The organism is Curtobacterium sp. AB451 (assembly GCF_050585845.1).
Lineage (GTDB): Bacteria > Actinomycetota > Actinomycetes > Actinomycetales > Microbacteriaceae > Curtobacterium.
In genome coordinates, this window is record NZ_JBOBQG010000004.1 from 503,154 (window position 1) to 519,085 (window position 15,932).

Consider the following 15,932-nt stretch of genomic DNA (forward strand, 5'->3'; position numbering starts at 1 on the left):
CCGATCTGGCGTGTGTACCCGCGCTCCGGCGCGTGCTCCCATGGACTCGTCAGGGGTCGTCGAGTCTGCAGGGAGTCCGTCATGCGCCGCGCCGGTGTGTTCGCCACCACAGGAGCGGTGGGCGCGTTCGTCGCGCTCGCCGCGGGGACGCTGACGCCCACCGCCGCCGACGCGGCCACGAGTGCCGCGTCGATCCGCGCGGCGAGCGCGACGTCGCTGTACGCCGCGGGGCCGTACCGCTCCGACACGAGCGAGGCGGCGAAGCAGGCGGCTGCCCTGGCGACGAGCGACCCGCGCGGCGCGGCGGCGGCGCGGACCATCGCCGGGTACCCCGTCGCCATCTGGCTCGGCGACTGGACCCGTGGCGCGACGCTGACGAAGACCATCGACGCGGCGATCGCGGGGGCCGAGCGGACGGGCACCACCGCGGTCTTCGTCACCTACGCCATCCCGCAGCGCGACTGCGGCGGGTACTCCGCCGGTGGCTTCGACGAGGCCACGTACGACGCCTGGGTGGACCAGATCGTGGCACGTGTCGCCGGGCACCGGGCCGCCGTGATCGTCGAACCGGACTCCCTGGCGATGCTCAGCAACAGCGCGTGCAGTGACACGCTCGACGCCCAGCGCTACCGCATCCTCGCGCGGGAGGTCGCCGCGTTCACGGCCGCGGGTGTGCCCGCCTACCTCGACGCCGGGAACTCGAACTGGGTCCCGCCGGCGGTGATGGCGTCACGGCTCGAGAGCGCCGGCGTGCGGCGCGCCCGGGGCTTCTTCACGAACGTCGCGAACTACTACCCGACGGCGCAGGAGCAGGCGTACGCCGAGCGCGTCTCGGCGCTCACGGGTGGGTCCCACTACGTCATCGACACGTCACGGAACGGCCAGGGCTGGCGCGGCACGTGGTGCAACGGGCCGGGCTCCGGACTCGGGACGTCGCCGCGGGTCGTCTCCGACGGCTCGGCCCTCGACGCACTGCTCTGGGTGAAGACCCCGGGCGCGAGCGACGGCACGTGCAACGGTGGTCCGGTGGCCGGGACGTGGTGGTCGCCCTTCGCCGAGGCGCTCGTCGCGAACGCGCGGACCGGGACGACGGTCGCCGCAGCCGCGCCCGCCCGGACGGCCCCGGCCGTCGCGCCGACCGCGCACCGGGAGTCCGTGTCGTCCGGGTCCAAGCGCCGCGTCACGGTGTCGGGGTGGACGTTCGACCGCGACGACCTGACGAAGCCCGTCACCGTGCGGGTGACCGTCGGCGGCAAGGTCGTCGGGACGGCGACGGCGAACGTGTCGCGGCCCGACGTCGACCGGGTGCACCGGGTCGGCCGGAACCACGGGTTCCGGACGACGGTGCCGGTGTCGAGCGGGAAGCGCAGCGTGTGCCTCACGGCGGTCGGCATCGGCCGTGGCGGCGACACGTCGATGGGGTGCGTGACCCTGTCCGTGCGCTGAGGAACGCGACCATGCGCCGGTCCGTGCCCGTCCGTCCGTGCGTGGACGTGCCCCCGGCGTACGTCGACGCCCGCCGTCGTGCGGGAGGATGGCCGCATGCCGCGTGATCTCGTCCGTCGTGCCGTCCGCCGACTCCGTCGCACCCTGACCGGCGGACAGCCGGTCGCCCCGACGGCACCGACGCGGCCGCCGGTCCTCGGGTACGTCGTGGCCGGCGGTGGTGGCGCGCACCCCGCCTCGGCGCACGTCCGGGTCGTCCGCCGCACCGAGCACCTCGCGCGCTCCGGTGCCGCCGAGGTCCGTCAGGTCGACCCCGCCGCGTTCCTCGACGGCACCGACACGACCGACTACCGGGCCGTCCTCGTCCAGCGGGACATCCTGCGCCGCGAGGACGTGGCGCCGTTCCTGGCCGCCGCAGCGGCGCGGGGGATCCGGGTCGCCGCCGAGGTCGACGACGACTTCTTCACCGACTCCGGCCGCGATCGTCTGGCCCGGGCCGAGTACGACCCGGACCGACTGGCCTCGATCGACGCCCTCGTCCGCGGCGCCGACCTCGTCGTCGTCAGCACCGAGGAGCTCGCGGCGCTCGTCCGGCCGCTCGCACACCGCGTGGTGGTCGTCCGGAACGCCCTGGACCCGACGCTCTGGACCCCGGGGGAGCCCGTCGCCGACGACGACCGCCCCGCCGACGAGCACCGGGTGCTCTACATGGGGACGCTCACGCACGGCGCCGACCTCGCACTGCTCCAGGGCGTCTTCACCGACCTGACGGCCGCCGACGGCACCGCGATCCGGCTCGAGGTCATCGGGGTGACCGAGGACCCCGACGAACCCGACTGGTACCGCCGCGTCGAGGTGCCGGACGGGCACTACCCGGCGTTCGCCCGGTGGCTCGTCGACCACCGGCAGCGGTGGCGGGCCGGGGTCGCACCGCTGCGTGACGAGGAGTTCAACCGCGCGAAGAGCGACCTCAAGGCGATCGAGTACACCGCGCTCGGGCTCCCGGCCGTCGTGTCCGACCGCCCGTCCTACCGCGACGCCCGCGGGCACGGCGTCGCCGCCGTCCCCGACGACGTCGACGCCTGGCGCGCAGCCCTGCGGAGCGCCGTCGCCGCTGGCGCCGCCGATCCCGTGGCCGCCCGCTGGGTGCGTGACGAGCGGACGATCGGCCACGACGGCGACACCTGGCGGTCCGCACTGCTCGACTAGGCTCGTGGCGTGACCGACACCGCAGCCCCCGTCCAGCCGCTCGTCTCGATCATCATGGGGTCGGACTCCGACTGGCCGACGATGCGCGCCGCGGCGGACCTGCTCACCGAGCTGGGGATCCCGTTCGAGGCCGATGTCGTGTCGGCGCACCGCACGCCCGACAAGATGACCCGGTTCGCCCGCGGCGCCGCCGCACGCGGCATCCGCGTCGTCATCGCCGGGGCCGGTGGCGCGGCGCACCTGCCGGGGATGGTCGCCTCGATGACGACCCTGCCGGTGATCGGCGTCCCGGTGCAGCTGGCACGCCTCGACGGGCTCGACTCGCTGCTGTCGATCGTGCAGATGCCCGCCGGCATCCCGGTGGCGACGATGGCGATCAACGGTGCGGCGAACGCCGGGCTGCTCGCTGCGCGGATCATCGGCTCGTCCGACCCTGCCGTCGCGGCGCGTCTGGGCGAGTACGCCGACGGGCTCGAGCAGCTCGTCGAGGAGAAGGCCCAGCGCCTGCGCGACTCGCTGTAGTCCGAGCCGACGGGCGACCCGTTGCAGGCCGGGCGGCCCGCTACAGGTCGGCGTGCAACTGCCAGGTCTCGGCAGCCGAGTCCTTCCAGTCGTACATGCGGGCACGGTCCGGTCCCGCGACGGCCAGCTGCCCGGCGAGCAGCGGGTCGTTGACCACCTGGTAGACGGCCTGCGCCAGCCGTTCCGGGTAGGAGTCTCGGGGATCGCGGGCCACCGTGACACCGGCGTCCGACGCGACCTCGCGCACGGCGTCGTCGTCCGAGTGCACGACGGGCGTCCCGAAGCTCATCGCCTCGATCACGGGGAGCCCGAAGCCCTCGGCCAGGCTCGGGAACACGAACACCGTCGCGCGGTCGTACGCCACGGCGAGGTCTTGGTCGTCGATCCGGCCGAGCACCTTCACGCGTTCGCGGGACAGCCCCGCGCGTTCCGCGGTGCCGTACACGTCGACGTCGCCCCAGCCGTCCGGCCCGGCGATCACGAGCGGGACGTCCGCGGGTGCGTCCGGGTGCGCCATCGCCTCGATGAGGTACCGCAGGCCCTTCCGGGGCTCGAGCGTGCCGACAGCGAGCACGTAGCGCTCCGGCAGGCCGAGCCGCTCGGCGCGGAGGTCCGCGTCGACCGGGGTCCGCAGTCGCCCGCTCGGGGCGCCGCCGATCACCCGGAGGCGTTCGTCGAAGCGGTGGATGCCGTTCAGGGCGCTCGCGACCGCGTGCGTCGGGACGACGACGGCGTCGGCGTGCTTCCACGCGCGCTTCACCATCGCGCGGTGGAAGTGGACGCCGCGGGGCGTGAGGGTCTCGGGGTGCGTCCACGGCACGGTGTCGTGCACGGTGACGACCGTCTGTCGGCCGGGGTCGCTGAAGCGGTCGTGCTTGACGAGCGGCGCGAGCACGCTCGGCGAGTGCACCATGCCGCGTCCGACGTTCCCGACGAGACCGCCCTGCCAGGCGACGGAGAGCTCGCGACGGGGGAGCGCCAGGCGGTCGAGGTCACCGAGTCCGGGGAGCAGCATCCGGATGTGCGCGAGCTCGTCCTTGCCGACGGCGGACACGATGCCGGCGACGTCGCAGCCGTCCGGGGCGTTCTCGATGAGGTGCCGCGTGAGCTCTTCCGCGTACCGACCGATGCCGCCGGGGACGGGGGCGACGATCTGGTCCACGACGACGTGGAGTGTTGTCATGGGGTGCGCCTCCTCGTGGTGCTGTGGTGCGCACTGCGCGGTCGGAAAGCGACCATATCAGTCTGCGCGGGGAGGAACCGGGGCGCTCGATCGGGGTGTGGCGAGGGCGCTGCGTCGGCGGTGCCGGGCGGCGAGCGCGGCCCCGACACCGGCGAGCACGACGTCGCCGATGGTCATGAACACCCGGCTGATGACGGCCAGCGCGAACGGTGCGGACCCGCCCGCCACGCTCCCGAGCAGCAGCACGAGGATGCCCTCGCGCGGGCCGAGGCCGGCGGGTGCGATGACCACGACGAAGCCGACGAGCCACGCGACCGCGTACGCGCCGACGGCCACCGGGAACAGGGTCGGCGAGTCGGCGCCGAAGGCCCGGAGCACGACGGTTGCCTGCACGCCGTAGGCCACCCACATGACGAGCGACCAGACGAGCGACATCGCCGTGCCGGACCAGGTCAGGGTGGTGTCCTGCGGCGGGCGACGCAGGACCCGGAACGCGAGGGCGATGAGCCGGCCGAGGACGGGCGGGGTGAGGCACACCAGGCCGACGACGATCACCGGGATGAGCCACCAGAACGTCTGGAACCCGGTCGACGACGACAGCAGCACGGCGACGATCCCGACGATCGCGGCCGTGACCATGCTGACGAGCATCGAGGCGAGGGCGGCGACCGCGCTGCCGGTGCGCTGCAGGCCGTGCGCCCGACCGAGCTCGGCCTGGGCCGCGATCGACCACACGCCACCGGGGATGTACTTGCCGAGCTGCCCGACGAAGAAGATCGACGACGCCGCGGCCACCCGGACCCGGTACCCGCTCGCGGCCATCATCGCGCGCCAGGACAGCATGTTCGCGACCAGGGCGACGATCGTGAAGACGACGCCGACGGTGACCGTCGTCGCGTCGAGGCGGGCGAAGTCGTGGACGATCTTGTCCCACTGCTTCGCGATGCTCCAGACGAGGAACGCGACGGCCACGACGGCGGCCACCCACTTCACCGCGGTCAGCACGCGAGCGCGTCGACCGGTCGTCGGCACCGCGCCCGTGGCGACGTCGGAGGAGGTGTCGAGCGGGTCGGGTGACCCTGCGGCCGAACCCGTAGGCTGTTGTGCGTCCATCGACCGACAACTCTAAGGGAGCGCGCTGGATGCGACCCGATCCGGATCTCCGTCCGACCCTCCTCGTCGCCGCGTCGACCTTCCCGGCCGAGGCCGGCGACGGGACGCCCGGCTTCGTGCTCGACCTCGCGACGGCCCTGTCCGACGAGTACCGCGTGGTCGTCGTCGCGCCGATGACCCGTGGCGCCGCCGCCGAGCAGCGCATCGGTGACGTCGAGGTGCGTCGGTACGCGTACTTCCCGTCCCGGTGGCGCGACCTCGCCGACGGCGCGATCGTCGACAACCTCCGGGCGAAGCGGTCCCGCTGGGTGCAGGTCCCGTTCTTCTTCGTCGCGATGGCCGCCGCGCTCCGCCGCGAACGCCGCCGCTCCCGGCCCGACGTCGCGCTGCTGCACTGGATCATCCCGCAGGGCGCCGTCGGCCAGCTCGTGCTCGGTGACCTGCCGCGCGTCGTGACCACGCTGGGCGGCGACCTGTACGCCCTGCGCAACCCGCTCCTCCAGGCCGTCAAGCGCTCCGTGATCCGCAGCGCCGCCTCGGTGACCTGCATGAGCACGGACATGGCGCGGGAGCTCGGCAAGCTCGGTGCCCGCGCCGACCAGGTGCACGTCGTCCCCATGGGCGTCGACCTCGAGCCGATCACCCGTGCGGTCGCCCGCGAGACCCGCGTGCCCGGCCGGGTGCTCTTCGTCGGCCGACTCGTCGAGAAGAAGGGCGCGATCGTCCTGCTCGACGCGCTCGACCGGACGGCCGAGCAGCCGAGCGAGGTCGCGGTCGTCGGCGACGGCCCGCTCCGTCCCCAGCTCGAGGCCCGTGCCGGATCCGCCGTCACGTTCCTCGGTGCCCGCGGCAAGGAGGATCTCGCATCCGAGTACGCCCGGGCACAGATCGCGCTCTACCCGTCCGTCCCCGCGGCGAACGGTGACCGCGACGGGCTGCCCGTCGCGCTCCTCGAAGCGATGTCCGCCGGGTGCGCGATCGTCGCGTCGGCCGTGCCCGGCATCGTCGACGTCATCGAGGACGGCGTGAACGGCCTGCTCGTCGAGCCGGGTGACCCCGCGGCGCTCGCTGCGGCGGTGGACCGCCTGCTCGCCGACCCCGAGCTCGCCGAGCGACTCGGCCGTGCCGCGGCCGAGACCGCGGCAGCCCACACCGTGGACGCTGTCGGCGACCGGTACCGCGAACTGCTGGCGGCCGCGCGCCGCTGACGCGTGCCTGCGGGTCAGGAGGCGCGGTGCGGGCTGGCACCGCGCCTCCTGGACCGCGTCAGGTCACCGCGAGAACGACGCGAGCTCCTGCTTGAGCTGCTGGTCGATGTACGGCTCGAGCGACTTCGCCCAGGTGCCCGTGATGTGGCTGGTGTCGCGGTAGACGAGCACGCCCCCGATCACGGCCGGGCAGGTGGTGTGCGTGCAGTAGTACTTCGTCAGGTCGACGACACCGCCCGTGCCGCCCGCCGCGGTGAACTCCGCCATCGCCTCGGCCGACGAGTCCGTCTGGGCGAGCGCCACCGACCGCGGGTTGTCGCACGAGCCGTCCGTGGGGCCGGTCATCCGGCTGACGCAGGCCACCACGTCGCGTCGGGGGACCGGGTTGTCGCGCACCGCGATCACGGGGAGTTCGTCACCCGCGGCCCGCTGCCATGCGTCGAGCAGGCCGGCGCGTGTCGCGTCGTCGCGCTCTGCGCCCTCGGGGGCGTCGACCGGCATCTGGGTCGTCGAGTGCGCGACCACCAGGGCATCGGCATCGCGGTGCTCGGCGACGAACGCGATCGCCTGCTGCTTCCATCGGTCGCAGCCGCGGCCCGATGCGGGGCTCAGGGCCTGCTGGTGCGCGGTCGTCAGGTAGCACCCGCCGATGCCGGCGAGGTCGATGCGCCACCCGTTCCGCTCGGCGATGTCCCGGTACGCGCCGAGCAGGGTGTTGCTGTGCGAGTCGCCGATGACGAGCAGGTGCTTCGAGTACCCCGACGCCTTGCCGAGCACGCACGGGTCGAACCGGCCGCTCCAGCACTTGCGGAAGTTGGGGTCCGGCTCGTCGGGCGAGGGGTTCGGGTCGTCCTCCTTCGCGGCGGACGGAGCGGGCACGCGGACGTCGGCGAGGCGCGGGTCCACGCAGGGCTTCGCGGCGCTGATCTCCGCCGCCGCACCGAAGCACGGCGCGTCGCCGTCCTCGAGCTGCCTCGTGAAGGTCGCCGCCTGCACCTCCTGCACGTGCACCGCGGTCAGCGTCGACACACCGAGCGCGGCCACGACGACCGTGCACACGACGCCGAGGACCGCCACGCGACGTGGGCGCAGCGACCGGACCCACCCGGAGAACCGGAGCGGCTCCTCGAACCAGACGGTCGTGACGGCCGCGAGGACGAGGGAGAGCGCGAGGACCGCGACCTTGCTCTTCCAGCCGAGCGGGTGGTCGAGCCAGATCGGCACGATGACGACGAGCGGCCAGTGCCACAGGTACAGCGAGTACGAGATGCGGCCGACGAAGGCGATCGGGCGGACCGCGCCGAGCGTCTCGAGGAGCGTGCCCGCACCGAAGGTCACCACGAGCGCCGCACCGACGACCGGCAGGGCCGCGGCGATGCCGGGGAACGGCGTCGCCGGGGTGATCACCACGAGGGCCGCGAGGAGTGCGAGGGCGCCGAGGACCGCGGCACCCGACCGGACACGCCGGGCCACGGCCGTGCGCGGCGTCCGGATCACGACGGTCGCGGCGAGCCCACCGAGCGCGAACTCCCACGCACGCGTTGCGGTCGAGAAGTACGCGACGCCCGGGTTGGTGGCCGTCTGGACGATGCACCACACCAGCGAGGCCGCCACGACCGTGCCGAGCAGGACGCGTGCCGTCCTGACGGGGGAGATCCGCTTCCGGACGACGAGGGCGAGCAGGAGCAGCAGCAGCGGCAGCGCGATGTAGAACTGCTCCTCGACCGACAGCGACCAGAAGTGCTGGAAGGGCGAGGCCTGGTTGTCGGCGTCGAGGTAGTCGACCGAGCTCGCCGCGAGTTCCCAGTTCTGGGCGTAGACCGTCGAGGCGATCAGCTCGCGTCCGTACTGCGACCACAGTGCGCTCGGGACGACCAGCAGCACCGCGGCGCCGGTCGCGAGGATCGTCAGGAACGCACCGGGGAGCAGGCGCTTCGCCCGGCGGGACCAGAACTGCCCGAGCCGGATCCGACCGGTGGAGCGCTGCTCGCGCAGGAGGTGGCCGGTGATCAGGTAGCCGGAGATGACGAAGAAGACGTCGACGCCGACGAACCCGCCGTGCAGCCGGTTCGGCCAGAGGTGGTAGACGACGACGGCGAGGACGGCGAAGGCGCGGAGCCCCTGGATGTCCCAGCGCGTGGTGTCCCGGGCACGGTGTGCGGGACCGCGGAGATCCTCGGTTGCAGTGCTCACTGACGGCATCCTACGAGTTCCCGTGGGATCCTCGGAATCCGACGCGGCTTCTCGAACGCTCAGGCCCGGGCCGCGCGGAGGGCGTCGACCGTGTTGCGGACGCCCTGGCCGAAGTCGGTGAACTCCCGCGCGTCGACGCTCGGCAGGACACGCGAGGCGAACCGGAGGTCGAGCCCCTGGAACGTCGCGGACGGGTCGGCACCGTGCCGGACGTCGAGGGGCTCGCCGAACGCGTCCTCGACCGCGGCGACGACCTCGGAGATCGTGGCGCTGCGACCGGAGGCGAAGATCTTCGTGACGGTGGTGCCGGCGGTGCCGCTGGCGCCGTCGGTGCGGCTGGTGGCCGCGTGGTCGGGCGTCTCGACCGCGTCCATCGCGTCGAGCACCATCGCGGCGGCGTCGTCGATGTAGAGGTAGTCGCGCGTCGTCTCCGTCGGGACGTAGATCGACGACGGTCGGCCCTCGAGGTGCGCGAGCGCGAGCTGGGACACCAGCCCCTGCGCCTTGCCGAGGTTCGCCCCCGGCCCGTACAGGTTCGAGAAGCGTCCGACCACCAGCCGCGCCCCCGTCGACGCGGCCCAGGTCCGGAACCGCGCCTCTGCCGCGAGCTTCGCCCGGCCGTACGGAGCGAGCGGGGCCGTCTCGGAGTCCTCGTCGAACGGTGCCGGCGACGAACCGGCGTAGACCGCCCCGGCCGAGGACGCGAAGAAGAGCGTCCCGGGAGCGGCGTCGTCGCCCTCGACGGTCTCGAGGACCCGGGCGATGAGCTGCTGCTCGGCCTCGAAGACCTCGGCACCCGTCGCGACCACACCCGTCCCGGCGCACCAGACGACCCGCCACCCGGCGTCCGGGGTGCGGACACCGCGGATCGCCTCGACGAGCGCCTCGACCGCGGCGTCCTGGTCGTCCCAGGGGACCGACGCCGCACGGACGTCCGCCCCCGGCGTGGCAGCGGCGGCACGACGGACCGCGCGGCCGAGGAACCCGCCGGAACCGACGACGAGCGTCGCGGGGGTCGACGAGGCCGTCACGCTGTGAAGACCCCGGCGGCGGTCGCAGCGTGCAGCGCCTCGCGCCAGTCGCGCATCGGTGCCAGGCCCGCACGCGACCAGCCGTCGTGGCCGAGCACGCTGTAGGCCGGACGCGGCGCGGGCCGGACGAACGCGGCGCTGTCGGTCGGCAGGACCCGCTCCGGGTCGAGCCCGTTCTCGGCGAAGATCGCCTTCGTGAAGTCGTACCAGGAGCCCTGGCCCGAGTTCGTGCCGTGGTAGATCCCGGCCGGGGCGTCGGTGTCGACGAGCTCGACGATGCGTCGGGCGAGGTCACCGGTCCACGTCGGCTGCCCGACCTGGTCGGTCACGACGGACACCGTGTCGTGCGTCTGGGCGAGCCGGAGCATCGTCGCGGCGAAGTTCGGCCCGTGGGCACCGTAGATCCATGCGGTCCGCACGACGTACGACGAGTCCGGGGCGATCCGGAGCACGTGCGCCTCGCCCTCGGCCTTGGTGCGACCGTACGCGTTCAGCGGGTCGGTCGGGGCGTCCTCGGCGTAGGGCGCGGTGCCGTTGCCGTCGAAGACGTAGTCGGTCGAGACCGTCACGAGCTTCGCGCCGTGCCGGACGGCCGCCTCGGCGAGGAGCGCCGGCCCCGTGGCGTTCACCGCGCGGGCGTCGGACTCGTGCGTCTCGGCGTCGTCGACCTTGGTGTACGCCGCCGAGTTGATGACGACGTCGTGGCCGGCGACGGCGGCGTCGACCGCGTCGGGGTCCGTGATGTCGAGGTCGGCGCGGCCGAGCGCGGTGACGTCACGACCCTGCAGCGCGAGCTGCAGGTCGCGACCGAGCATGCCGGCGGCGCCGGTGATCAGGGTGCGGGTCATCGTGACGTCCGGGCTCAGGCGAGCGCCGCGCGCTCCTTGAGGGGCTCCCACCAGGCGCGGTTGTCGCGGTACCACTGCACGACGTCGGCGAGGCCCTGCTCGAACGGCACCTGCGGCTCGTAGCCGAGCTCGGCCTGGATCTTCGAGATGTCGACCGAGTAGCGGAGGTCGTGGCCGAGGCGGTCGGCGACGCGGTCCACGTACGACCAGTCCTTGCCGGTGGCGTCGAGCAGCAGCTGGGTGAGCTCCTTGTTCGTGAGCTCGGTGCCGCCACCGATGTTGTAGATCTCGCCCGCGCGGCCCTTGGTGAGCACGAGGGCGATGCCTCGGGTGTGGTCGTCGACGTGCAGCCAGTCGCGGATGTTGTTGCCCTCGCCGTAGAGCGGGACGTGCTCGTCGTCGATGAGGTTCGTGACGAACAGCGGGATGACCTTCTCGGGGAAGTGGTACGGCCCGTAGTTGTTCGAGCAGCGCGTGATCGAGAGGTTCAGCCCGTGCGTGCGGTGGTAGCTCCGCGCGAGCAGGTCGCTGCCGGCCTTCGAGGCGGAGTACGGCGAGTTCGGCTCGAGCGGACGCCCCTCGTCCCACGAGCCCTCGCTGATGGAGCCGTAGACCTCGTCGGTGGAGACGTGCACGAAGCGCTCGGTGCCGTGCCGGAGCGCGGCGTCGAGCAGGCGCTGGGTGCCCACGACGTTGGTCTCGACGAAGATGCCGGAGTCGCGGACCGAGCGGTCGACGTGGGACTCGGCGGCGAAGTGCACGATGGCGTCGATGCCGGGGACGACCTCGTCGAGCTTCGCGGCGTCGCGGATGTCGCCCTGCACGAAGGTGTAGCGCGGCGAGTCGGCGACCGGCGCGAGGTTGTCGAGGTTGCCCGAGTAGGTCAGGGCGTCGTAGACGACCACCTCGGCGCCCTCGAGTCCGGGGTACGCGTCCTGCAGGGTGCGACGGACGAAGTTCGAGCCGATGAAGCCGGCTCCGCCGGTGACGAGGATCTTCACGAGGTCAGGTTCCTTTTCGGAGTCGGTGACGGTGGATCGATGGACGAGTGTAGCGGGGCGGACCCGGACGCCGTGGTCCGCCGGGCCTCGACGAGCGCCCAGACGCCGGCGGCCACGGCCAGCAGCAGGACCACGGCGAAGCCGTAACGCCCGGCCGAGGTGAGGTTGACGAGTCGGCCGAGCCCGGCGACGGTGACCTGCAGGTGCGTGTTCTCGTAGAAGCCGCGGTAGGCGACCGTCAGCCCGTAGAGCCCCACGATCGGGAACGTCCAGGTCAGGATGCGAGCGAGACGGGCCCGCTCCGGAGCGCTCGTGACGAGGTTCCGCCACGCCACCGCGCTCACCACGACGAGCGGCACCAGCCCGATGAACAGGTAGCGTCCCTGCGCTCCGGCGATGAGCTGCGTGTCGTCGTACGAGGCGAAGTTGTTCTGCAGCTGGATCACCAGGGTGATCGCGGGCAGCACGAGCATCACGATCGCGGTGGTCCGGTTCGCGGTGCGTCGGAACGCCCAGCCCACGATCACGGCCAGGGCGACGACGGTGAGCGAGTCGGTCAGGATCTGGCTCATCGGGTAGCGCAGCGCGCCGAACTGGCCCCAGAACGACGAGGTGAGGCGGTCCCACTCGACGTTCATGAACTCGCCGAAGTTCGCGCTCGTCTCACGACCCCACGGCTTGTCCTGCCGGACGGCGCTGACACCGTCGGGTTGCAGCGTGCCGAACAGGACGAGGTTGCGGATCCACCACCAGGACCCCAGCGCGGCGACGATCGCCCCCGCGACGGCGGTCCGGCCGATGCGTGCACCCCAGGACAGCGTGCCGTGGCCCGCGACCAGCAGGGCGACGGCGACGAACGGCACCGTCGGCAGGCCGGTGCCCTTGACCGAGCAGACCGCCGCGACGGCGACACCGAGCCAGACGGCGATCCGCCACCGGTGGTCGCCCGTGAGCGCCCGGGCGGCGAGCCACGAGATCACGGCACCGAGCAGGATGACCGGTGCGTCGTTCGTGACGGAGGACCCGATCTGCGCCAGCTGCGGGACGGCGAACAGCGCGAGGGCGCCGACGACCGCGGTCCGGGGCGAGCGTGTGACGCGCCGCACGGTGGCCCAGGTGAGGGCGGGCAGGGGGAGCAGCAGCACGACGTCCATGAGGCGCAGGGCCATCACGCCGACGTCCCACCGCAGGTGGAAGAACCCGATGCCCTTGAGCACGACCGCGCCGACGCCGTAGTAGGTCGGCGGGTGCTGCGTCATCTGGTTGACGAAGTCGTGGTTGCCCGGGTTCTCGGCGGTGAGCTGGGCGACCGTGTCGCGGTTCGCGGCGGCGACCGTGGTCGACTGCCCCTGTTCGACGTACGTCGTCGCGAGCAGGTCCATGTCGCCGGGTGCGGGCCACCCCTTGCCCAGGGCGAGCTGTTCTGCGGCGTCGAAGTGCGCCGCCTCGTCCGGGGCCGCGAACATCGGCGTCAGGAACGCCCAGAGCGTGAGCAGCAGCGCGAACGCCGCGGTCAGTGCGACGACGGTGCGTCGTTCCCCCCGGGACACCGGCAGTGCGGCGGTGCCCTCAGTCGCCATAGCGCTGCAGCTTCTGCAGGTCGAGCTGTTCCTCGGCCAGCGTGCGGTTGAGCCTCGTGAGGTCGGCGACGACGCCGATCACGACGCTGAGGACCGCGGTGATGAGCAGGACCACCCCGAGGATGATCGACTGCAGGTGGTTGCCGCCGGTCTGCATCGCGAGGAGCACGAGGTAGCGCACGAGCGGCCAGAGGCCGAGCGCGCCGAGGATCGCCGCGACCCAGAGGAACAGTGCCATCGGGCGGTACATCAGGTACACGCGGGCGATCGCGGACCCGGACTGGAACATGTGCTGCCAGATGTTCTTGAACAGGCGGGACTCGCGGGTCTTCGGGTTCGTCGTGATCGGGATCGACGCGATCGCGAGGCGCTTGTACCCGGCCTGCACGATCGTCTCCATGCAGTAGCTGAAGCGGGTGACGATGTTGAGGCGGATGAGCGAGTACTTCGAGTACGCGCGGAACCCGCTCGCGGCGTCCGGCAGGTCGAGCCCGGCGGCGCGGGAGGCCACCCACGAGCCGAAGCGCTGCATGAGCTTCTTGAAGCCCGAGAAGTGCTCGATGGTCCGGGTCTGCCGGTCGCCGATCACGATCTCGGCCTCCTTGCGGAGGATCGGCTGGACCAGCTCCGCGATGTGCGCCTGCGGGTACTGGTTGTCGCCGTCGGTGTTCACGACGATGTCGGCACCGTGGAGCAGCGCGTAGTCGACGCCGTCACGGAACGACCGGGCGAGGCCCATGTTCGTGGTGTGGTGCACGAAGTGCCGTACGCCGTGTTCCTTGGCGACCTCGACCGTGCGATCGGTGCTGCCGTCGTTGATGACCAGGATCTCGATCTCGTCGATGCCGTCGATCTGCTTCGGGATCGAGTCGATGACGCTGGCGAGGGTGTTCTCCTCGTTGAGGCAGGGGATCTGGACGAATAGCTTCACGGGCTCGCTGGGTCTCTTTTCGGGAGTCGGCAGTGCGCAGAACCATGACAGCCTATGCGAACTCGCGCCTTGCTAGGCTTCCCCGGTGCAGATCCGCGAACTGAAGATCCCCGGCGCGTGGGAGTTCACGCCCGTCCAGCACGGCGACGCACGAGGAGCGTTCCTCGAGTCGTACCGTGCCGACGTCCTCGAGGAGACGGTCGGTCACCCGCTCGACCTGCGGCAGGTGAACATGTCGATCTCGTCGGCCGGCGTCGCGCGGGGCATCCACTACGCCCTCGTCGCCCCGAGCCAGGCGAAGTACGTCACCGCGGTCCGCGGGGCGTTCATCGACTACATCGTCGACATCCGGGTCGGCTCGCCGACCTTCGGCCAGTGGGACTCGGTCCGCATCGACGACGTCGACCGCCGGGCCGTGTACCTGTCCGAGGGGCTCGGGCACGCGATCGTCGCGCTCGAGGACCGCTCGACGGTGAACTACCTCGTCAGCGCGCACTACGACCCCCAGCGCGAGAAGGGGATCACGATCCTCGACCCGACCGTGGGCCTCACCCTGCCGGACGGCATCGGCGAGCCGGTCCTCTCCGAGAAGGACACCAACGCGCCGACGCTCGAGCAGGCGGCCGAACAGGGCCTCCTGCCGACGTACGAGGAGTGCGTGGCCTACACCGAGTCCCTCCGCACGACGAAGTAACGAACGAAGGAAGACGATCCCGATGAAGGGCATCATCCTCGCCGGGGGTTCCGGCACCCGCCTCTGGCCGATCACCAAGGGCATCAGCAAGCAGCTGATGCCGATCTACGACAAGCCGATGGTCTACTACCCGCTGTCGACGCTGATGATGGCGGGCATCCGCGAGGTCCTCGTCATCACGACGCCGGAGTACAACGACCAGTTCCGTGCGCTGCTCGGCGACGGCTCGGCGCTCGGCATGGACATCCAGTACGCCGTGCAGCCGAGCCCGGACGGCCTCGCGCAGGCGTTCGTCATCGGCGAGGACTTCATCGGCGACGACAGCGTCGCGCTGGTCCTCGGCGACAACATCTTCCACGGCACGGGCCTCGGCACGAACCTCCGCAAGAACACCGAGGTCGAGGGCGCGACGATCTTCGCGTACCACGTCGCCGACCCGAAGGCCTACGGCGTCGTCGAGTTCGACGACAACTTCACCGCCGTCTCCATCGAGGAGAAGCCGACCGAGCCGAAGTCGAACTACGCCGTCCCCGGTCTGTACTTCTACGACAACAAGGTCATCGAGATCGCGAAGACGATCGAGCCGAGCGCCCGCGGAGAGCTCGAGATCTCGACCGTCAACGAGCGCTACCTCGAGGCCGGCGAACTCGGTGTCCAGGTCCTCGACCGCGGCACCGCCTGGCTCGACACCGGCACGTTCGAGTCGATGATGCAGGCGTCCGAGTACGTCAAGGTCATCGAGGACCGCCAGGGCTTCAAGATCGGCTGCATCGAGGAGATCGCCTGGCGCAACGGCTGGATCGACGACGCGCAGCTCGCCGAGCTCGCCGCCCCGCTCGTCAAGGGCGGCTACGGCGTCTACCTCCAGCGGCTCCTCTCCGCCTGATCGCCCCGTGGCGATCTTCGGCCGGCGCCGCCGTCGGGAAGCGACGCCCTCCGGTTCCGATGCGGTCCAGGAGGCGCGACACGCGTC

Annotated in this window: 14 protein-coding genes; 6 read left to right on the top strand and 8 right to left on the bottom strand. The window is 72.0% G+C overall.

Translation table 11 applies throughout. The annotated features are described in order from the left end of the window. Positions 1-81 precede the first annotated feature (81 nt). From ACQXVK_RS12315 to purE, 3 genes are all read left to right on the top strand, one after another. Positions 82-1,446 (top strand): glycoside hydrolase family 6 protein, encoded by a 1,365-nt coding sequence (locus ACQXVK_RS12315; protein ID WP_430853716.1) that lies wholly within the window; start codon positions 82-84, stop codon positions 1,444-1,446. Positions 1,447-1,542: 96 nt separating this feature from the next. After that, positions 1,543-2,655 (top strand): hypothetical protein, encoded by a 1,113-nt coding sequence (locus ACQXVK_RS12320; RefSeq protein WP_430853717.1) that lies wholly within the window; start codon positions 1,543-1,545, stop codon positions 2,653-2,655. Positions 2,656-2,664: 9 nt separating this feature from the next. Continuing rightward, complete coding sequence (purE, locus tag ACQXVK_RS12325) at positions 2,665-3,177, top strand: 5-(carboxyamino)imidazole ribonucleotide mutase (protein WP_022906187.1); 513 nt, start codon at positions 2,665-2,667, stop codon at positions 3,175-3,177. A gap of 40 nt (positions 3,178-3,217) precedes the next feature. Here purE and ACQXVK_RS12330 read toward each other — a convergent pair whose 3' ends face one another. Next, on the bottom strand, positions 3,218-4,360 hold the full coding sequence (locus ACQXVK_RS12330; protein WP_022906188.1) for a glycosyltransferase family 4 protein: 1,143 nt from the start codon (positions 4,358-4,360) through the stop codon (positions 3,218-3,220). Positions 4,361-4,417: 57 nt separating this feature from the next. Beyond that, positions 4,418-5,473: a lysylphosphatidylglycerol synthase transmembrane domain-containing protein gene (locus ACQXVK_RS12335; protein WP_430853718.1), complete on the bottom strand. Its 1,056-nt coding sequence runs from the start codon at positions 5,471-5,473 to the stop codon at positions 4,418-4,420. A 29-nt stretch (positions 5,474-5,502) separates the two neighbouring features. Between ACQXVK_RS12335 and ACQXVK_RS12340 the strand changes: the two genes are divergently transcribed. After that, the gene (locus ACQXVK_RS12340) at positions 5,503-6,681 is read left to right on the top strand and encodes a glycosyltransferase family 4 protein (protein WP_430853719.1); all 1,179 of its coding nucleotides are present in this window, start codon (positions 5,503-5,505) and stop codon (positions 6,679-6,681) included. Positions 6,682-6,744: 63 nt separating this feature from the next. Here ACQXVK_RS12340 and ACQXVK_RS12345 read toward each other — a convergent pair whose 3' ends face one another. The 6 genes from ACQXVK_RS12345 to ACQXVK_RS12370 are packed head-to-tail and all read right to left on the bottom strand — an operon-like array spanning position 6,745 to position 14,265. Then, the gene (locus ACQXVK_RS12345) at positions 6,745-8,874 is read right to left on the bottom strand and encodes an acyltransferase family protein (RefSeq protein WP_430853720.1); all 2,130 of its coding nucleotides are present in this window, start codon (positions 8,872-8,874) and stop codon (positions 6,745-6,747) included. A 59-nt stretch (positions 8,875-8,933) separates the two neighbouring features. Then, positions 8,934-9,905 (bottom strand): NAD-dependent epimerase/dehydratase family protein, encoded by a 972-nt coding sequence (locus ACQXVK_RS12350; RefSeq protein WP_430853721.1) that lies wholly within the window; start codon positions 9,903-9,905, stop codon positions 8,934-8,936. Continuing rightward, entirely contained in the window at positions 9,902-10,753 is an 852-nt protein-coding gene (rfbD, locus tag ACQXVK_RS12355) for a dTDP-4-dehydrorhamnose reductase (RefSeq protein ID WP_402268190.1), read from the bottom strand. The genes ACQXVK_RS12350 and rfbD overlap by 4 nt, the downstream gene beginning before the upstream one ends. Positions 10,754-10,767: 14 nt before the next feature. Further along, the gene (gene rfbB, locus ACQXVK_RS12360) at positions 10,768-11,754 is read right to left on the bottom strand and encodes a dTDP-glucose 4,6-dehydratase (RefSeq protein ID WP_430853722.1); all 987 of its coding nucleotides are present in this window, start codon (positions 11,752-11,754) and stop codon (positions 10,768-10,770) included. After that, complete coding sequence (locus ACQXVK_RS12365) at positions 11,751-13,334, bottom strand: DUF2142 domain-containing protein (RefSeq protein WP_430853723.1); 1,584 nt, start codon at positions 13,332-13,334, stop codon at positions 11,751-11,753. Before ACQXVK_RS12365 ends, rfbB begins: the two co-directional genes overlap by 4 nt. Next, entirely contained in the window at positions 13,324-14,265 is a 942-nt protein-coding gene (locus ACQXVK_RS12370; protein ID WP_416395603.1) for a glycosyltransferase family 2 protein, read from the bottom strand. The genes ACQXVK_RS12365 and ACQXVK_RS12370 overlap by 11 nt, the downstream gene beginning before the upstream one ends. Before the next feature lie 85 nt (positions 14,266-14,350). On the opposite strand from ACQXVK_RS12370, the gene ACQXVK_RS12375 reads away from it, so the two are divergent. Then, positions 14,351-14,959, top strand: coding sequence for a dTDP-4-dehydrorhamnose 3,5-epimerase family protein (locus tag ACQXVK_RS12375; RefSeq protein WP_022906295.1), 609 nt, complete (start codon positions 14,351-14,353; stop codon positions 14,957-14,959). 22 nt (positions 14,960-14,981) lie between these two features. After that, positions 14,982-15,845, top strand: coding sequence for a glucose-1-phosphate thymidylyltransferase RfbA (gene rfbA / locus ACQXVK_RS12380; RefSeq protein WP_402268178.1), 864 nt, complete (start codon positions 14,982-14,984; stop codon positions 15,843-15,845). Positions 15,846-15,932 lie beyond the last annotated feature (87 nt).